This is a genomic window from Pseudomonas sp. 1121_17, from assembly GCF_052850745.1.
In genome coordinates, this window is record NZ_VXCX01000005.1 from 255,490 (window position 1) to 273,213 (window position 17,724).

16 protein-coding genes and 2 pseudogenes are annotated in these 17,724 nt (G+C 63.2%); 5 read left to right on the plus strand and 13 right to left on the minus strand.

Annotated features, from left to right (window positions below; genetic code table 11):
- Window positions 1-213 precede the first annotated feature (213 nt).
- The 5 genes from FW789_RS13030 (at window position 214) to FW789_RS13050 (ending at window position 7,334) form a co-directional block, all read left to right on the plus strand.
- Window positions 214-1,929 (plus strand): glucan biosynthesis protein G, encoded by a 1,716-nt coding sequence (locus FW789_RS13030; protein WP_446431540.1) that lies wholly within the window; start codon window positions 214-216, stop codon window positions 1,927-1,929.
- Complete coding sequence (gene mdoH, locus FW789_RS13035; protein ID WP_186701213.1) at window positions 1,922-4,486, plus strand: glucans biosynthesis glucosyltransferase MdoH; 2,565 nt, start codon at window positions 1,922-1,924, stop codon at window positions 4,484-4,486. Before FW789_RS13030 ends, mdoH begins: the two co-directional genes overlap by 8 nt.
- A 281-nt stretch (window positions 4,487-4,767) precedes the next feature.
- A complete protein-coding gene (locus FW789_RS13040) occupies window positions 4,768-5,565 on the plus strand; it encodes a transporter substrate-binding domain-containing protein (RefSeq protein WP_101322924.1) in 798 nt (265 codons plus the stop codon).
- Window positions 5,566-5,644: 79 nt separating this feature from the next.
- Window positions 5,645-6,607, plus strand: a complete 963-nt coding sequence (locus tag FW789_RS13045; RefSeq protein ID WP_186701212.1) for an amino acid ABC transporter permease — start codon at window positions 5,645-5,647, stop codon at window positions 6,605-6,607.
- Window positions 6,600-7,334, plus strand: coding sequence for an amino acid ABC transporter ATP-binding protein (locus tag FW789_RS13050; protein WP_181088425.1), 735 nt, complete (start codon window positions 6,600-6,602; stop codon window positions 7,332-7,334). Before FW789_RS13045 ends, FW789_RS13050 begins: the two co-directional genes overlap by 8 nt.
- Window positions 7,335-7,375: 41 nt before the next feature.
- On the opposite strand, the gene FW789_RS13055 is transcribed toward FW789_RS13050, so the two are convergent.
- The 13 genes and pseudogenes from FW789_RS13055 to ubiE all read right to left on the minus strand — a co-directional run bounded on the left by FW789_RS13055 (window position 7,376) and on the right by ubiE (window position 17,612).
- Entirely contained in the window at window positions 7,376-8,248 is an 873-nt protein-coding gene (locus FW789_RS13055; protein ID WP_371411597.1) for a methyl-accepting chemotaxis protein, read from the minus strand.
- Window positions 8,231-9,319 (minus strand): annotated as a pseudogene (locus FW789_RS13060) (methyl-accepting chemotaxis protein); the annotation flags it as partial. The pseudogene FW789_RS13060 and the gene FW789_RS13055, both read right to left, overlap by 18 nt.
- Window positions 9,320-9,470: 151 nt before the next feature.
- Entirely contained in the window at window positions 9,471-10,343 is an 873-nt protein-coding gene (locus FW789_RS13065; protein ID WP_371411598.1) for a methyl-accepting chemotaxis protein, read from the minus strand.
- A pseudogene (locus FW789_RS13070) lies at window positions 10,326-11,387 on the minus strand (methyl-accepting chemotaxis protein); the annotation flags it as partial. The gene FW789_RS13065 and the pseudogene FW789_RS13070, both read right to left, overlap by 18 nt.
- A 100-nt stretch (window positions 11,388-11,487) precedes the next feature.
- Complete coding sequence (locus FW789_RS13075) at window positions 11,488-12,195, minus strand: 16S rRNA (uracil(1498)-N(3))-methyltransferase (RefSeq protein ID WP_103435760.1); 708 nt, start codon at window positions 12,193-12,195, stop codon at window positions 11,488-11,490.
- The gene (gene tatC / locus FW789_RS13080) at window positions 12,192-12,983 is read right to left on the minus strand and encodes a twin-arginine translocase subunit TatC (protein ID WP_103435761.1); all 792 of its coding nucleotides are present in this window, start codon (window positions 12,981-12,983) and stop codon (window positions 12,192-12,194) included. The genes FW789_RS13075 and tatC overlap by 4 nt, the downstream gene beginning before the upstream one ends.
- Entirely contained in the window at window positions 12,980-13,396 is a 417-nt protein-coding gene (gene tatB / locus FW789_RS13085; RefSeq protein WP_411563935.1) for a Sec-independent protein translocase protein TatB, read from the minus strand. The genes tatC and tatB overlap by 4 nt, the downstream gene beginning before the upstream one ends.
- 3 nt (window positions 13,397-13,399) lie before the next feature.
- A complete protein-coding gene (locus tag FW789_RS13090; RefSeq protein WP_101315681.1) occupies window positions 13,400-13,684 on the minus strand; it encodes a twin-arginine translocase TatA/TatE family subunit in 285 nt (94 codons plus the stop codon).
- A 124-nt stretch (window positions 13,685-13,808) separates the two neighbouring features.
- Window positions 13,809-14,144 carry a phosphoribosyl-ATP diphosphatase gene (locus tag FW789_RS13095; protein WP_101315683.1) on the minus strand — a complete coding sequence of 112 codons (336 nt, stop codon included), beginning with the start codon at window positions 14,142-14,144 and terminating at the stop codon, window positions 13,809-13,811.
- 1 nt (window position 14,145) lies between these two features.
- Entirely contained in the window at window positions 14,146-14,538 is a 393-nt protein-coding gene (hisI, locus tag FW789_RS13100; protein WP_101315685.1) for a phosphoribosyl-AMP cyclohydrolase, read from the minus strand.
- A gap of 73 nt (window positions 14,539-14,611) precedes the next feature.
- Window positions 14,612-16,222, minus strand: coding sequence for a ubiquinone biosynthesis regulatory protein kinase UbiB (gene ubiB, locus FW789_RS13105; RefSeq protein WP_103435763.1), 1,611 nt, complete (start codon window positions 16,220-16,222; stop codon window positions 14,612-14,614).
- Window positions 16,219-16,842 carry a ubiquinone biosynthesis accessory factor UbiJ gene (locus FW789_RS13110; RefSeq protein WP_186701209.1) on the minus strand — a complete coding sequence of 208 codons (624 nt, stop codon included), beginning with the start codon at window positions 16,840-16,842 and terminating at the stop codon, window positions 16,219-16,221. The genes ubiB and FW789_RS13110 overlap by 4 nt, the downstream gene beginning before the upstream one ends.
- On the minus strand, window positions 16,842-17,612 hold the full coding sequence (gene ubiE, locus FW789_RS13115) for a bifunctional demethylmenaquinone methyltransferase/2-methoxy-6-polyprenyl-1,4-benzoquinol methylase UbiE (protein ID WP_101315691.1): 771 nt from the start codon (window positions 17,610-17,612) through the stop codon (window positions 16,842-16,844). Before ubiE ends, FW789_RS13110 begins: the two co-directional genes overlap by 1 nt.
- Between the last annotated feature and the right edge of the window lie 112 nt (window positions 17,613-17,724).

Consider the following 17,724-nt stretch of genomic DNA (forward strand, 5'->3'; position numbering starts at 1 on the left):
AGTTGTTGCCGCCTGATGCGTTGTCACGCGGCCTGCTAGATAATCGCGCGGCTGTATGGACCTGCGTTCGCAGGTTCGTTGTACCAAGACTTGAGGACTGTCTGGAGCCGTTTGGGGAATCATTGAGCCCTTACGGGGTCCGAACAGTGCTCGCCAACCCGGCATTTGTAGCTGGCCGTTGGTTTCATGATCTGTTTTCGGCGAGGGTTGCTCGTGATTGTAAGTCCCCGTAATGCACCAAAGATCCCCGGCAATCGGTTGCGTACCGCCCTGGCGGCTGGCGTGGCCTTGGTCGGCCTGCTGAGCGCGGGTCAGCTGTGGGCATTCAACCTTGACGATGTCGCCGCCAAGGCGAAGGATCTGGCCGGTCAGAAGTACGAAGCACCGAAGAGCAATCTGCCGGCGGTGTTCCGTGACATGAAGTACGCCGACTACCAGAAGATCCGCTTCCTCCAGGAAAAGGCCGAGTGGGCTCAGGACAAGACCCCGTTCAAGCTGTCGTTCTATCACCAGGGCATGCACTTCGACACGCCGGTGAAAATCAACGAAGTCACTGCCTCCAAGGTTGAAGAGATCAAGTACGACGCCAGTCGTTTCGATTTCGGCGACGTGCCGCACGACGCCAAGACCGTGGAAAACCTCGGCTATGCCGGTTTCCGCGTGCTCTACCCGATCAACAAGGCTGACAAGCAAGACGAAATCATGACCTTGCTTGGCGCCAGCTACTTCCGCGTAGTCGGTAAGGGCCACGCTTACGGCCTGTCGGCGCGTGGCCTGGCCATCGACACCGCGCTGCCGTCGGGTGAGGAATTCCCGCGTTTCACCGAATTTTGGGTCGAGAAGCCCAAGCCTGCCGACAAGCACCTGGTGATCTACGCCCTGCTTGATTCGCCGCGCTCCACCGGTGCCTACAAGCTGACCGTACGCCCGGGCAACGACACCATCGTCGACGTCAAATCGCGCATCTATCTGCGTGACCACGTCAGCCGTCTGGGCGTTGCACCGCTGACCAGCATGTATCTGTTCGGCCCTAACCAGCCGTCCAAAGTGCTCAACTACCGCCCAGCCCTGCACGACTCCGAAGGCCTGGCGATCCATGCAGCCAATGGTGAATGGCTGTGGCGTCCGCTGAACAACCCGCGCCACCTGGCCGTGAGCAACTTCAGTGTGGAAAACCCGCGTGGTTTCGGCCTGATGCAGCGCCACCGCGCGTTCAGCGACTATGAAGACCTCGACGACAACTACCAGAAGCGTCCAAGCGCCTGGATCGAGCCGCAAGGCGACTGGGGCAAGGGCACTGTCGATCTGGTCGAGATTCCGACCGCTGATGAAACCAACGACAACATCGTTGCCTTCTGGAGCCCGGAAACCCTGCCTGAGCCAGGCCAGTCAGCGGATTACAACTATCGCCTGCACTGGACCATCGACGAGGCCAAGTTCCAGGCCCCTGATCTGGGCTGGGTGAAGCAGACCCTGCGTTCCACCGGTGACGTCAAGCAGTCCAACCTGATCCGTCAGCCGGATGGCAGCGTAGCCTTCCTGGTCGATTTCGCAGGTCCCGCGCTTGCCGCCCTGCCTGAAGACAGCACCGTGCGCAGCCAGATCAGCGTTGGCGACAATGCCGAGGTGGTCGAGAACAACCTGCGCTACAACCCGGAAACCAAAGGCTGGCGCCTGACCCTGCGGTTGAAGATCCAGGATCCGAAGAAGTCCACCGAGATGCGTGCAGCGCTGCTGCAGGACGTCCCGGTAGAAGCGCCAAAACCGGCCAAGGACAGCAAGCATGCCAAGGCTGCGGCCAAGCATGCCAAGGCTGAAAAGCCTGCCGAGCAACCTGCTGCAGACGCGGCAGCCACCCCTGCGGCCCCGGCCATCACCGAGAAAGTGTTGACCGAGACCTGGACCTATCAGTTGCCTGCCGATGAGTAATTCGAACCTACGGCCAGTCTCGGTTGCCGAGTATCTGGCCCACCTGCCCCTGAGTGATGAGCAGCGCGCGCAACTGGCCGACTGCAACTCATTCAGCGAGCTGCACCAGCGTCTGGCGGCCGATCCGGCCGCCGGCTCTGCCGAGGCGTCGGTGGCTGCCCGCCTGACCGTCGGCAGTGCCGGCGAAATGGAAGAGGCCGAGATGCTCGGCGTTGACAGCAATGGCAACCTGAGCCTGAAGATCGCTCCGCCGATCACTCGCACGCGTGTGTTGCCGGAGCCATGGCGGACCAACGTGCTGGTGCGCATGTGGCGGCGCATGACCGGCCGCCCGAATGCCCCGCAACCACCCCAGCGCGAGCTGCCGGCGGCACGCTGGCGCTGGGTCGGCTCGATGCGCCGTTACATCCTGCTGACCTTGATGCTCGGCCAGACGATTGTTGCTGGCTGGTACATGAAGGGCATCCTGCCGTACCAGGGCTGGTCGTTCGTCGACCTTGACGAAGTGTTCAGCCAACCGCTGTGGGACACCGTGGTGCAGGTCTGGCCGTATGCCTTGCAGACCTCGATCCTGATCCTCTTCGGCATTCTCTTCTGTTGGGTTTCGGCCGGCTTCTGGACCGCCTTGATGGGCTTCCTCGAGCTGCTCACCGGGCGCGACAAGTACAAGATTTCCGGCAGCAGTGCCGGCAGCGAGCCGATCGATGCCCAGGCGCGTACTGCGCTGGTCATGCCGATCTGCAACGAAGACGTGCCGCGGGTGTTCGCCGGTCTGCGCGCGACCTTCGAGTCGGTCGCCGCCTCCGGCAACCTCGACCGCTTCGACTTCTTTGTACTCAGCGACTCCAACGATCCGGATATCGCAGTGGCCGAGCAACAGGCCTGGCTTGAAGTGTGCCGCGAAGCCAAAGGCTTTGGCCGGATCTTCTATCGCCGCCGCCGCCGCCGCGTCAAACGCAAGAGCGGCAACCTCGACGACTTCTGCCGTCGCTGGGGCAGCGAGTACAAGTACATGGTCGTGCTCGACGCTGACAGCGTCATGAGCGGTGAATGCCTGAGCAGCCTGGTGCGCCTGATGGAGGCCAACCCGGACGCCGGTATCATCCAGACCGCGCCCAAGGCGTCGGGCATGGACACCCTGTATGCGCGTCTGCAGCAGTTCGCTACCCGCGTGTACGGCCCGCTGTTCACCGCTGGCCTGCACTTCTGGCAGCTGGGCGAATCGCACTACTGGGGGCACAACGCGATCATCCGCATGAAGCCCTTTATCGAGCACTGCGCGCTGGCGCCGTTGCCGGGTAAAGGTGCCTTTGCCGGCGCGATCCTCTCCCACGACTTCGTCGAAGCAGCGCTGATGCGCCGTGCTGGCTGGGGTGTGTGGATTGCCTATGACCTGGACGGCAGCTACGAAGAATTGCCACCCAACCTGCTCGACGAACTCAAGCGTGACCGTCGCTGGTGCCACGGCAACCTGATGAACTTCCGCCTGTTCCTGGTCAAGGGCATGCACCCGGTGCACCGTGCGGTGTTCCTGACCGGGGTGATGTCGTACTTGTCCGCGCCGTTGTGGTTCTTCTTTCTGGTGCTGTCGACGGCGTTGCTGGCGACCAACACCTTGATGGAGCCGCAATACTTCGTTGAGCCGTTCCAGCTGTACCCGCTGTGGCCGCAATGGCACCCGGAGAAGGCCATTGCGCTGTTTTCCACCACGGTGGTGTTGCTGTTCCTGCCCAAGCTTTTGAGCATCATCCTGATCTGGGCCAAGGGCGCTACCGAATTCGGTGGGCGCTTCAAGGTGACCGTGTCGATGCTGATCGAGATGCTGTTCTCGATGCTGCTGGCGCCGGTACGGATGATCTTCCACACCCGCTTCGTGCTTGCCGCGTTCCTTGGCTGGGCAGCGACCTGGAACTCGCCGCAGCGTGATGACGACTCCACGCCGTGGAGCGAAGCGGTGCGTCGGCATGGTCCACAGACTCTGCTCGGTGTGGCCTGGACGGTGCTGGTAGCCTGGCTCAACCCAAGCTTCCTGTGGTGGCTGGTGCCGATTGTTGGTTCGCTGATGCTGTCGATTCCGGTATCAGTGATTTCCAGTCGCGTGGGCCTCGGTCTGCGCGCCAAGGACGAGAAGCTGTTCCTGATTCCTGAGGAATACGCCACGCCAACCGAGCTGCTCGCCACTGACCAGTACACCCACGAGAACCGTTGGCATGCATTGAACGACGGCTTCGTGCGGGCTGTGGTCGACCCGCGGCAGAATGCGCTGGCCTGCGCCATGGGCACTGCCCGGCATGGCCAGTCGGCGGCGATCGAGGCTCTGCGTGAAGAGCGCATTGCCAAGGCGCTGGAAGTCGGCCCGGCCGCGCTGGATGGCAATACGCGCCTGGCGCTGTTGAGCGACCCGGTCGCGCTGTCGCGTCTGCACGAGCGGGTCTGGGCTGGCGAACATGCAGCCTGGATCGACGCCTGGCGCAGTTCGATCAACAGCGATCCGCATTCGCCGTTGTTGCCGTTGCATCCAGAGGGTGAGGCACAACCTGCGATGGTTGGCGTCTGATACAACGCTGGGGCCGCTTTGCGGCCCTATCGCGACCGGTCCGGCGCCCCGGCAAGGCCGCTCCTAAAGGTACAGCGCGATCCCTGTAGGGCCGGCCTTGTGTCGCGAAAAGGGCGCAGCGCGCCCTCCGATATCCCCATTCTTTTGGCCAACAAAGTCCCCCCAGCTCTAGGTCCCGGGACGCGCATGCGTTAGCATCGCTTCCGGTATTCCGAGCAGGCCAGTACGGCCGTGCCAACAATAAGATTCGTACTCTTTCTTTGCTAGGGGACTTGGTGATGATGAAGAAATACCTGTCGCGACTGCTGGTCGGCGTCACGGCGCTGGTCGCGGTGACTGCGGCCCAGGCCGGCGCCATCGACGATGCGGTCAAGAGCGGCACTCTGCGGGTCGGTATGGACCCCACCTACATGCCGTTCCAGATGACCAACAAGCGTGGCGAGATCATCGGCTTTGAAGTCGATATCCTCAAAGCCATGGCCAAGTCCATGGGCGTCAAGCTGGAGACTGTCTCCACCGCGTACGACGGCATCATCCCGGCGCTCCTGACCAACAAGTTCGACATGATCGGCAGCGGCATGACCCTGACTCAGGAGCGCAACCTGCGCCTGAACTTCAGCGAACCGTTCATCGTGGTCGGCCAGACCCTGCTGATCCGCAAGGAGCTGGCGGGCGAGATCAAGTCGTACAAGGACCTCAACAGCGACAAGTACCGCATCACCTCCAAGCTCGGCACCACCGGCGAGATGGTCTCCAAGAAGCTCATCAGCAAAGCCAAGTACCACGGCTATGACAACGAGCAGGAAGCGGTCATGGACGTGGTCAACGGCAAGGCCGATGCCTTTGTCTACGACGCCCCTTACAACGTGGTGGCGGTCGAGAAGGCCGGCGCTGGCAAGCTGCTGTTCCTCGAAGAACCCTTCACCTACGAGCCACTGGCATTCGGCTTGAAGAAAGGCGACTACGACAGCATCAACTTCATCAACAACTTCCTGCACCAGATCAAGCACGACGGCACCTATGATCGGATCCACGACAAGTGGTTCAAGAACAAGGACTGGCTCAAGGAAATGGAATAAGGGCCCAGGCCACAAGCCCAGGCTTTGACCCCCGACGCGCAGGCAAACCCTGCGCGTTCGCATTTACGGAAGTACCCACGTGATCAAACACAAGAAAGCCCAGTGGCCCTGGCACGGGCTGACCGCGCTGGTTCTGGTCGGTCTGGCCATCAGCCTGTACCTCGCCACGTCGATGATGGCCTACGAGTGGCGCTGGAACCGCGTCCCGCAGTATTTCGCCTACCAGGCTGAAGAAGCCCAGCGCGCCGCCAGCTATGGCACGGTTGCCGAGATAGTAGTCCAGGGCGACAACGCACGCGTTACCCTCAAGGGTGAAGACGGCGAGCCGCAAGTGCTGGACGTGGTCAAAGACAGCCTGCAGCTGAGCCGCGGCGATGACGTAGCCGAAGGCGACCAGATCGGTGTCACCCGCCATTGGGCGGCCGGGCCGTTGGCCTGGGGCCTGTGGACCACGCTGTGGCTGTCGGTGGTGTCCGGGGCGCTGGGCTTGGTGATCGGCCTGTTTGCCGGGCTGTGCCGGTTGTCCAACAACCCGACCCTGCGCGATCTGTCGACGGTCTACGTCGAACTGGTACGCGGCACGCCATTGCTGGTGCAGATCTTCATCTTCTATTTCTTCATCGGCACGGTGCTCAACCTCTCGCGCGAGTTCGCCGGGGTGGCCGCGCTGGCGCTGTTCACTGGCGCCTACGTGGCCGAGATCGTGCGTGCCGGGGTTCAGTCGATTGCCCGTGGGCAGAATGAAGCCGCGCGCTCGCTGGGCCTCAATGCCAGCCAGTCGATGCGCCATGTGATCCTGCCGCAAGCGTTCAAGCGGGTGTTGCCGCCGCTGGCCGGGCAGTTCATCAGCCTGGTCAAGGACACCTCGCTGGTCTCGGTGATCGCCATCACCGAACTGACCAAGAGCGGGCGCGAGGCGATCACCACCTCGTTCTCGACCTTTGAAATCTGGTTCTGCGTGGCAGGGCTGTACCTGCTGATCAACCTGCCGCTGTCGCACCTCGCCAGCCGGCTCGAGCGGAGGCTTGCGCAAAGTGATTGAAGTCCGTGATCTGTTGAAAGTGTTCGACACCCGCGGCCAGGTGGTGCGCGCGGTGGATAACGTCAGTACCGGTGTAGCCAAGGGCGAAGTGGTGGTAGTACTGGGCCCGTCGGGCTCGGGCAAGTCGACCTTCCTGCGCTGCCTGAACGGCCTCGAGCACTTCGATGCCGGCCACGTGTCGATCAACGGCATACCGCTGGCCGACCCGAAAACCGACATCAACGCCTATCGCCGCGAAGTCGGCATGGTCTTCCAGCACTTCAACCTGTTCCCGCACATGACCGTGCTGGAGAACCTGTGCCTGGCGCAAAAGGTCGTGCGCAAACGCAACAAGGCCGAGCGTGAGGCCAAGGCACGGGCGTTGCTGGACAAAGTCGGGATTGCCGAAAAGGCCAACGAATTCCCTTCGCGGCTGTCCGGTGGCCAGCAGCAGCGCGTGGCGATTGCCCGCGCATTGGCGATGGAGCCTAAGGTGATGCTGTTCGACGAGCCGACCTCGGCGCTCGACCCGGAAATGGTCGGCGAGGTACTCGACGTGATGAAGACCTTGGCCAAAGAAGGCATGACCATGGTCTGCGTGACCCACGAAATGGGCTTTGCTCGCGAAGTGGCCGACCGCGTGCTGTTTTTCGATCATGGCAAGTTGCTGGAAGATTCGGCACCGGCGGCGTTCTTTGACTCGCCCAAAGACCCGCGCGCTCAGGCTTTCCTGCGCCAGGTGCTGTAAGCGCAGGACCCGTCGCCAGCCGGACTGGCGACGGGCTCGGGTTACAGGCTGAAGCGGCCGACCATGCTGCGCAGTTGCCGGCCCAGCTGCTCCAGCTCGCCGCTTGAGGCGGCGGTCTGCTCACTTGCCGCGCTGGTCTGATCGGACACATCACGTACGCTCAGCACGCTGCGGTTGATCTGCTCGGCGACCACGCTTTGCTCCTCGCTGGCAGTGGCGATCTGCTGGTTCATACCCTGAATATTGGACACCGTCTGGGTGATCTGGCCCAAGGCATCGCCGGCTTTGCGGCTCAGCTCGACGCTGCGCTCGGTGAGCTGCTTGCTGTCGTCGAGCAGTTGCGTGACCTGATCGGTACCGCTGTGCAGGTTGTCGATCAACTGCTCGATCTCTTCGGTCGACTGCTGGGTTCGTTGCGCCAGGCCGCGTACTTCGTCGGCAACCACGGCAAAGCCACGGCCCGCCTCGCCAGCTCGCGCCGCTTCGATGGCGGCGTTCAAGGCCAGCAGGTTGGTCTGCACCGAGACTGACTTGATCACATCCAGAATGCTGCCGATGCGCTGGCTCTCTGCCGCGAGGTGGTGCATGGCCTGCAGGCAGTGGTCCATCTGCGCGGCCAGCTGCTCGATCTCGGCCACGGCCAGGGTCACTACCGCATCTCCCTGTTGCGCCTGCTGATCGGCACTGGTGGCCGCCTGTGCAGCGTGCTCGGCGTTCTGCGCGACCTCCTGCACGGTTGCGCTCATCTGGTTCATGGCCGTGGCGACCTGGTCGGTGTCCTCCTTCTGCTGGTTGATCCGCGCCTTGGTGTCCTGGCTGGCCACCGCCAGTTGCGAGGCAGCGCTGGACAGCTGGCCGACGCCCTGATCGATGCCGCCGATCAGCTCGCGCAGGCTCACGGTCATGTCGCGCATGCTGGCCTGCAGCTGGCCCAGCTCGTCGCGCCGCTCGACCGTGTCCAGCTGGCTGAGGTCGCCGCGGGCAATACGCGCGGCCTGGGCCAGGGTCTGGCGCAGGGGCTGAATGATCTGGCCGGTGATCAACCAGGCAGCGATTACCCCGACCACCAAGGCCAACAAGGCGACGCTGGTCAGCAGCGAACGGTCTTCAACCGCCTCATGGTCGCGCTGCTCGATCTTCTGCTTGGCCAGGGCAACGCTGGCGGCGCTCAGCTGGTCGCCGAGTTTCTCCATGTTGTCGTGCAGTTGCTCCACCTCGATCGCAGCGCTGCGGTACTGCTCGAGGCTGCTGCGATAGCGCGCCAGCTCGGCGCCTGGCCGCTCCGTCAGGGCGCGCGGCAGGCCCAACGGCGCAAGGGCACCGTGCAATTGCGCAAGCGTGCTGTCGGCGGCGGCCAACGCTGAGTCGCCTACCTTGGCGAAGGCCTCCAGCGGCGAGTAGGTATAGGCCGGCAGCAGGCTTTGCTGGTTGGCACCCTCGACATGCCGCGAAAGGCTGTCCATGAGGCTGATCAGGTTGCTCTGTTGGCCATCGGCCGAGAGCTTGAGCAGGGTCTGGTTCTGCAACTCGTCGATGGCCTCACCCAGCGTGTGTTCTTGCTGCTGCATACCGACGCGCAGCTGGCCGCGTTTGGCCACGGCTTGCTGGAGTAGGCCGAAGTCTTCGCGCAGGCGCTTGAGCTGATCCAGTTTTTGCGTGAGTAGCTGGCGTGACTGGTCGACTGAGCTGCGTTGCTGGAGGGTGGCGAGCATGCTCTCGAGCTGCTCGATGATGGCACTGATGCGCGTCCTGCTGGTCTCGTCGGCGAGCACCCGATAGGTGATCCGCTCTGCGCGCAAGTCCTTGCTCAGGTCATTGATGTGGGTGATTTCGCTGAGTTGTTGTGAGCGACTGATGGCGCCGTCGAGGGCGTTCCAGCCACTTATTGTGGTGGCCAGGGTAAGCAGCAGCACCACGCTGAAGCCCAGCGCCAACTTGAGCCTGACGCTCAGGTTGCCGAGCGTGCGATTGATAAAGCCGAACATGGCATACCTCCGTCCATTCAAGATGACCACGGACTGTGGCCATGCCTGCTCATCGGCGCGGAGGTTGTAGGACTTGACCTGCAAATACTGTAGGAAAGTTCGCTGCGCGCCCTAGGAAAATTCCTAGGGCGCACGCAGTTTGGCTGCTCGTCTAGAGCCGGAAGCGCCCCACCAGGCCCTGCAGGTGGGTGCCCAGGCGCGCCAGCTCGACGCTGGAGCTGGCGGTCTCTTCACTGGCTGCCGAAGTCTGGTCGGAGATATCGCGCACGTTCATCACGCTGCGGTTGATCTCTTCGGCGACCGCGCTCTGCTGCTCGGCGGCAGTGGCAATCTGCTGGTTCATGGCCTGTATCGACGACACCGTGCGGGTGATCGTCTCCAGCGAACCGCCAGCACGGCGGGTCAGCTCGACGCTGCTCTCGGTCAGGTCGCGGCTGGCGTCCATCACGCTGGCTACGCGCTGAGTACCGCTCTGCAGGCTGGCGATCAGCGCTTCGATCTCTTCGGTCGATTGCTGCGTGCGCTGGGCCAGGCTGCGCACTTCGTCGGCCACTACCGCAAAGCCGCGCCCGGCCTCACCGGCGCGGGCGGCCTCGATGGCGGCGTTGAGGGCGAGCAGGTTGGTCTGCTGAGCCACTGCCTTGATCACATCGAGCACGCTGCCGATCTTGTCGCTTTCGCCCTTGAGCTGATTCATCGCTTCGCTGGAGTTGTTCACTTCGCTGGCCAGACGCTCGATCTGAGCGATCGCTTCGCCGACCACACGATCACCCTCTCGGGCCTGCTGGTCGGCCGCCAGGGCCGCCTCGGAGGCCTGTTCGGCGTTGCGCGCAACCTCCTGCACGGTGGCGGCCATCTCGTTCATGGCGGTGGCGACCTGATCGGTCTCGACCTTTTGATTATTGACCCCGGCGCTGGTCTGCTCGGTGACTGCCGACAGCTCTTCAGCCGCACTGGCGATCTGGGTGACGCCGTCGCCGATACCGCCGATCAACTCGCGCAGGCTGACGGTCATGCGCTGCATGCTGGCCTGCAACTGGCCGAGTTCATCGCGACGGTCGATCTGCAGGTTCTGGCTGAGGTCGCCGCTGGCTACCCGTTCGGCTGCGGTCAGGGTGTAGCGCAGTGGCCCAACGATCTGGCGGGTGATGGCCCATGCCGCGATCAGGCCGAGCAACAGGGCCAACGCGGTGGCGCCGGCGAGCAGGGTCTTGGCTTGCTGGGTGCCTTGGTCGCGCACCTCGGTTTGCGAACTGGTCATCTGCTTGCTGGTGTCGATCAGCACAGCGCCTTGCTCGGCCATGCGCTGCAGTGCCTGCTGGGCGGCGGTCTGGGCATTGCCAAACTGGTTGACCGCATCGCGGTATGCGGCCAGCGCTGTGGAGGCGTCATCCAGGCCTGCGGCATATTCTGCTGGCAGCTTGGTCGGCAGCGCCTTGAGCACGGCCAAGGCCTGGTCGATGGCCGTCAGAGCGGTCTGTTGGAATTCAGGTTTACCGCTGTAGGTGTAACCGCGCACCTGGAAGCGTGCCTGCTGCAGCAGGGTGCTGACCTCGACGGCGTGTTGGTACTGGTTGACATCGCCGGCCGCTAGCAGGCGCTGCTGGACCTGGCTGATCAGCGCAGCGGCCTTGTCGGCACTGTCGCCGAGCACGCTGCGGCTGGCATCGCGTCGCTGGCCCGCCTGGCGGATGTCAGCAAAGGCTTGCTGGTATTGACGCACCGCCTCACGTTGCTGCTCCAGGCGCTGTAGGTCGGCAGGTTGCTCAATTTGGCCGAGCATCAGTTGGACCTGACGGTCCAGGTTGCCCAAGGCTGTTTCCAGCGCGGCGACGCCTTTCTCGTCGCGGTCACGCTCGTATTGCTGGCGAGCGATGCGCAGTTCCTGGGTGTACTGATGGATCACCGAGATGTTGCCCAGCGTGTCACCGCGCGAGGTAACGCCGTTGATGCCGGACCAGCCGGTCAAGGTGATGGCCAGGGTCAGCAACAGGACCAGGCCAAAACCAAAGCCGAGCTTGCGGCTGACACTCATATTTCCCAGAGACTGGGCAACCCACTGGAACATGTTCGACTCCCCCGGCGTTGGCGCTGCAGATTTTTTCTTGTGCTGCTCAGGGCATCGGCCTTGGCTGGGGAAACTTGACGGAAAAGTTCTGACCGATCAGTCAGAAAATGCGCGACAGCAGGGCAGTGACGGCGGTCTCGACCCGCAGAATGCGTGCACCCAACTGCACCGGTTGCAGGCCTGCCTTGGCCAGCAAGTCGACTTCATAGGGGATCCAGCCGCCTTCCGGGCCGATTGCCAGGGTGACCGGCTGCTGCACGGCGCGAGGGCAGGCCGGGTAGTCGCCGGGGTGGCCGACCAGACCCAAGGTGTCGGCGGCGATGGCCGGTAGCCGGTCTTCGACGAACGGCTTGAAGCGCTTCTCGATGATGATTTCCGGCAGCACAGTGTCGCGCGCCTGTTCCAGGCCGAGGATAAGGTTTTCGCGGATTGCCTCGGGGGTGAGAAACGGCGTTTGCCAGAAGCTCTTCTCGACCTTGTAGCTGTTGAGCAGGATCAGCCGTGGCACGCCGAGGGTGGCGATGGTCTGGAACAGCCGGCGGAGCATCTTTGGCCGCGGCACGGCGAGGATCAGGGTCAACGGCAGCTTGGCCGGTGGCTGCTGGTCAAGACTGACCTGCAGCTCGGCCTCGTGGCCTTCCAGGCGAACCACGCGGGCCTGACCCATCAGCCCGTTTATCTGGCCCACGCGCAGGGTGTCGCCCACTGCGACGCGATGGATCTCCTGCATGTGGGTGAAGCGCCGATCAGCCAGCACGACGCGGTCGGCCGCGATGAAGTCGGTCTGTTCAAGCAGCAGCAGGTTCATGGCTGGGTCGCTGGCGGCTGGTCTTCCGGATCGTCGGCAGCGGGTTCATCGAGCGGGCCACGCTTGCGGATCAGGCCACCACAGAGCACGCCGATTTCGAACAGCAACCACATCGGCACGGCCAGCAGGGTCTGCGAGAAGATATCCGGCGGGGTAAGGATCATACCGACCACGAAGCAACCGATGATCACATAAGGGCGGATCTTGCGCAGGTACCTGACGTCAACCACGCCGATCCACACCAGCAACACCACCGCCACCGGGATCTCGAAGGCCACGCCAAAGGCGAAGAACAGGGTCATTACGAAATCGAGGTAGCTGGCGATGTCGGTCATCATCGACACCCCTTCCGGGGTGGCGCTGGCGAAGAAGCCGAAGATCAGCGGGAACACCAGGAAGTAGGCGAAAGCCATGCCGGCATAGAACAACACGATGCTCGAGACCAGCAGCGGGATCGCGATGCGTTTCTCATGGCGATACAGGCCCGGTGCGATGAAACCCCAGATCTGGTGGAGGATCACCGGGATCGCCAGGAACAGCGAAACGATCATGGTCAGCTTGAACGGCGTCAGGAACGGCGAGGCCACGTCAGTGGCAATCATCGTCGCGTTGGCCGGCAGGTGATCGCGCAGCGGCGCCGAGACCAGGGTGTAGATCTGCTGGGCAAACGAGAACAGCCCGGCAAAGATCAGGAAGATCACCGCGATACAGCGCAGCAGGCGTGTCCGCAGTTCGGTCAGGTGCGAGACCAGCGGCATCGGCTGGTCGTGGTCCGGTCTATCGCTCATGGGGCTCGTGGCGTCTGGGGCGGCTCAGGGATGGCGGCCGGGGCAACAGGCGTGCTCGGCTCGGCGGGCACTGCAGTAGGGGCCTGCACGGCGGCTGCTGGCTCTGCCAGCGGCACGATCGGCGCGCCAGCGTCTACCGGCGGTTGGGCTGGCTTGGGTGGATCTGCCTGTGGGTTGAGAATGCGCCGGGCCTCCTGCTCCATCGACAGGATGTGCTCGTTGTGCAGCTGACGGCGAATGTCGTCGGCGCCGATTTCGCGCTCGACTTCCATCTTGATGCTGTTGAAGCTGCGCTTGAGCCGGCCGATCCACAGCCCCGCCGTACGCGCGGCGCCGGGCAGGCGCTCGGGGCCGAGCACCACCAGGGCGACCAGGCCGACGAGCAGCAACTCGCTGAAGCTGATGCCGAACATGGGTCAGTCTTTCCGCTGCTGCTCTTGGACCGGCTGGGCCTGGCCCTCGAGGGTGGTGTGCGGTTGAGTCAGCGGCGCTGTGGTATGCGGCTGTTGGGTTGGTGGCACTGGCTGCACCGGCGGCGGGGTCTGCTCGGCAGGTTTGTGTTCTTCGTCGCTCATGGCCTTGCGAAAGCCCTTGATCGACTCACCGAGGTCACCGCCGAAGTTTTTCAGCTTCTTGGTGCCGAACACCAGGACCACCACGACCAGCAGGACGATCCAGTGTTTCCAGTCAAAAATACCCATTTTGTACTCCTGAAAAAGGTGTGTCGGCTTCGCCAATACGCTCCTTGTATTGGAGCGGCCTTGCCGGGGCGCCGGATCGGTCGGAACAGGCTGCAAGGCAGCCCCATCAATCAGTGCATCACTATCAGGCCGAAGGCTGCCGCGCTGCCTTCTCATCATGCCCGGACAAACCAAAGCGGCGGTCCAGCTCATCCAGCACCGCCTGCGGATGTTGCCCCAGTGCCGAAAGCATCACCAGGCTATGGAACCACAAGTCAGCCGTTTCGTAGATGACATCACTGCAGTCGCCGCTGTGCGCAGCGTCCTTGGCAGCAATAATGGTCTCGACCGACTCTTCACCGACCTTCTCGAGGATCTTGTTCAAACCCTTGTGATAGAGGCTGGCAACGTAAGAGCTATCCGGGGCCGCGCCTTTGCGGGCCTCCAGTACTTCGGCAAGACGGGTCAGGGTATCGCTCATGTCAGTGGCCTGCGCGGTAAATTGCATCGGGATCTTTCAAAACCGGATCGACGCTGACCCATTGGCCATTTTCGAAGACGCGGTAGAAGCAGCTTTCGCGGCCGGTGTGGCAAGCGATCTGGCCCAGTTGCTCGACCATCAGGATGATCACATCGGCGTCGCAGTCCAGGCGCATCTCGTGCAGCTTCTGCACATGGCCGGACTCCTCACCCTTGCGCCACAGCTTGCCACGCGAGCGCGACCAGTAGATAGCACGGTTTTCGGCGGCCGTCAGGGCCAGCGCTTCGCGGTTCATCCAGGCCATCATCAGCACCCGACCGCTTTTATGGTCCTGGGCAATTGCCGGCACCAGGCCATCGCTGTCCCACTTGATCTCGTCCAGCCAGTCTTTCATCGTCGACTCCAAAACCGGGCCCGCTTCGCTACCGGGCCTGTTGCATTAGTGTGCCAGCCAGCAGCGTGGCTGGCTATCGGCGTACCACCAGGTACAGCCCGGCGCTGAGCATCAGCCAGGCCGGCCACGCCGCTGGCGCACCCAGGTTGACGGCGCCCGTGGCAAGGATGGCGCCACCAGCGAGCAGGCCGGCACCGAGCAGGCGCAGCGCCCATTGATCACCGTTACGACGGCGCTCGGGCATCTGCGGGTCGTGCAGGTGCGGTTGCGACAGGCGCTCGAGCAGGTCGCGGGTCATGTCGGCCAGGTGCGGCAGTTGCTCGGCCTGACTGTAGATATTGCCCAGCACCGCCTTGGGGCTCATGCGCTCGCGCATCCAGCGCTCCAGAAACGGTTTGGCCGTGCTCCACAAGTCCAGATCCGGGTACAGCTGACGGCCCAGGCCTTCGATGTTGAGCAGAGTCTTTTGCAGCAGGACCAGTTGCGGCTGGACTTCCATGTTGAAGCGCCGCGCGGTCTGGAACAGGCGCATCAGCACCTGGCCAAACGAGATGTCCTTCAGCGGCTTTTCGAAGATCGGCTCGCACACGGTGCGGATCGCGGCTTCGAATTCATTGACCTTGGTATGCGCCGGGACCCAGCCGGAGTCGATGTGCAGCTCTGCTACACGGCGATAATCACGGCGGAAGAAGGCGATCAGGTTGCGCGCCAGGTAGTCCTGGTCTTCGGCGGTGAGGCTGCCGACGATCCCGCAGTCGATGGCGATGTACTGCGGGCTCCATGGCTTGACCGTGCTGACGAAGATGTTGCCTGGGTGCATGTCGGCATGGAAGAAACTGTCGCGGAACACCTGGGTGAAGAACACCTCGACGCCACGCTCGGCCAGCAGCTTCATGTCGGTGCGCTGGTCGGCCAGGGCCACCATGTCGGTGACCGGCACGCCATAGATGCGCTCCATCACCAGCACCTTGGGCCGGCACAGGTCCCAATATACTTGCGGCACGTACATCAGATCGGAGCCTTCGAAGTTGCGCCGTAGCTGGCTCGAGTTGGCCGCCTCGCGGAGCAGGTCGAGCTCGTCATAAATGGTTTTTTCGTAGTCGCCGACCACTTCCACCGGGTGCAGGCGGCGGGCATCGGCGGACAACCGCTCGGCGCCCTTGGCGATCAGGAACAGCCAGGCCAGGTCCTGGGCGATGATCGGCTTGAGGCCAGGGCGCACCACCTTGACCACTACCTCTTCGCCGGTCTTCAGGCGTGCGCTGTGGACCTGGGCGACCGAGGCCGAGGCCAGTGGCTCGACATCGAAGCGGCTGAACACTTCGCTGACCTTGGCGCCCAGTTGCGCTTCGATCAGCGCCACTGCTTTTTGCGGGTCGAATGGCGGTACGCGGTCTTGCAGCAACATCAGCTCGTCGGCGACGTCGCTTGGCAGCAGATCGCGGCGGGTCGACAGCAACTGGCCGAACTTGATGAAGATCGGCCCCAGGTCCTGCAGCGCCAGGCGCACCCGTGCGCCTCGGCTGAGCGGCGAGGGCTTGCGTGGCAGCCAGCGCCAGGGCATGAGCAGACGCAGGCTCATCAGCCACCAGGGCAGCGGTTGCTCGAACAGAATGTCATCGAGGCGGTAGCGAATCACTACACGCTGGATACGAAACAGGCGGCGGACGGCGAGCAACTTCATGCGTTATCGCTGGTATCAAGGGATCGGGCAAGGCGGCGGATGCGCGCCTCGAGGCGTTCGACATCGACCTTGACGCGGTCGAGCTCGCTGAATGCGGCCTCGGCTTCGCGGCGGCCGACCAGGGTACGGGATTCTTCGGCAAGGTACTCGGAGAGGTTCTGGCTGAAGCGCGCCAGGCCCTGCCGGGTCCAGCGTGCACGCTGGCGCAGGTGGCCGGCGAGCAGGGCGGTGGGCACCGGGCCCAGCCAGCGCGACAGCTCGTACTCCCAGTCCAGCTCGAGGTCTTGCAGCACGGCCATCAGGTCGAGCAACACGGCGCTGTCACCGTGCAGCTGCACCTGCGGGCTGTGCAGTACAGCGGTCTTGTCCTTGGCCAGGGCCAACTGGATCAAGCTACTGGCCGGTGCGCGCAGGGTGCAGTCGGCTTCACTTTCCCAATGCGCGGCCAGCAGCAGGCCGTCTTCATCGGGCAGGATGTAGAGCTGCAGGGCCGGCTGCAGGCAGTCGATGGCGATCACCTTGCCTTCCAACGCGGCCAGCCGCGGCAAGGCCGTGCTGTCCAGACGCAGGACGCGGTTGAGGCCATGCTCGACGCTGGCGAGCAGCCCGGCCAGCAACATCAGGGTTTGATCCCCCGGTGCACGGCGACGATACCGCTGGTCATGTTGTGATAGGTGACACGGTCGAAACCGGCATCGACCATCATCGCCTTCAACGTTTCCTGATCGGGGTGCATGCGGATCGACTCGGCCAGGTAACGGTAGCTTTCCGAGTCATTGGTAATCAGCTTGCCGGCCAGCGGCATGAAGGCGAACGAGTAGGCGTCGTAGGCCTTGGACATCAGCTTGCTGGTCGGCTTGGAGAACTCCAGCACCAGCAGGCGACCACCGGGCTTGAGTACGCGCAGCATGGAGCGGATGGCATCGTCCTTGTGAGTGACGTTGCGCAGGCCGAAGGCGATGGTCACGCAGTCGAAGTGGTTGTCCGGGAACGGCAGCTTTTCCGCGTCCGCCTGGACGAATTCGATGTTGCCGGCCACGCCACGGTCGAGCAGGCGGTCACGGCCAACCTTGAGCATCGACTCGTTGATGTCGGCCAGCACCACCTGGCCAGTAGGGCCGACCAGGCGCGAGAACTTGGCGGCCAGATCACCGGTGCCACCGGCGATATCCAGCACCCGGTTGCCACTGCGCACACCGGACAGCTCGATGGTGAAGCGCTTCCACAGGCGGTGCATGCCGCCCGACAGCACGTCGTTCATCAGGTCGTATTTGGCGGCTACGGAGTGGAAAACCTCGGCGACTTTCTTCGCTTTCTGGCTTTCTGGCACATCTTTGTAGCCGAAATGAGTGGTGGGTTCGGCGTGTTCGCCTTTGCGCTGGTCGTTCATATCGCATCACCGGAAAAAAGTATCGCCATTCTAGGGGCAATGGGCGGATTTGTCTTGGCGGGGTGTGCCCTCGGGCAGGGGCGGGCATAATGGCGCCATTGTCTTTATATCC

Coding starts and splice junctions, on each gene's coding strand:
- mdoH (WP_186701213.1), top strand. CDS start 1,922: ATGAGTAATTCGAACCTACGGCCAGTCTCGGTTGCCGAGTATCTGGCC.
- FW789_RS13040 (WP_101322924.1), top strand. CDS start 4,768: ATGAAGAAATACCTGTCGCGACTGCTGGTCGGCGTCACGGCGCTGGTC.
- FW789_RS13055 (WP_371411597.1), bottom strand. CDS start 8,248: ATGCGCGACATGACCGTGAGCCTGCGCGAGCTGATCGGCGGCATCGAT.
- FW789_RS13065 (WP_371411598.1), bottom strand. CDS start 10,343: ATGCAGCGCATGACCGTCAGCCTGCGCGAGTTGATCGGCGGTATCGGC.
- FW789_RS13075 (WP_103435760.1), bottom strand. CDS start 12,195: ATGAACCTGCTGCTGCTTGAACAGACCGACTTCATCGCGGCCGACCGC.
- tatC (WP_103435761.1), bottom strand. CDS start 12,983: ATGAGCGATAGACCGGACCACGACCAGCCGATGCCGCTGGTCTCGCAC.
- tatB (WP_411563935.1), bottom strand. CDS start 13,396: ATGTTCGGCATCAGCTTCAGCGAGTTGCTGCTCGTCGGCCTGGTCGCC.
- FW789_RS13090 (WP_101315681.1), bottom strand. CDS start 13,684: ATGGGTATTTTTGACTGGAAACACTGGATCGTCCTGCTGGTCGTGGTG.
- FW789_RS13095 (WP_101315683.1), bottom strand. CDS start 14,144: ATGAGCGATACCCTGACCCGTCTTGCCGAAGTACTGGAGGCCCGCAAA.
- hisI (WP_101315685.1), bottom strand. CDS start 14,538: ATGAAAGACTGGCTGGACGAGATCAAGTGGGACAGCGATGGCCTGGTG.
- ubiB (WP_103435763.1), bottom strand. CDS start 16,222: ATGAAGTTGCTCGCCGTCCGCCGCCTGTTTCGTATCCAGCGTGTAGTG.
- FW789_RS13110 (WP_186701209.1), bottom strand. CDS start 16,842: ATGTTGCTGGCCGGGCTGCTCGCCAGCGTCGAGCATGGCCTCAACCGC.
- ubiE (WP_101315691.1), bottom strand. CDS start 17,612: ATGAACGACCAGCGCAAAGGCGAACACGCCGAACCCACCACTCATTTC.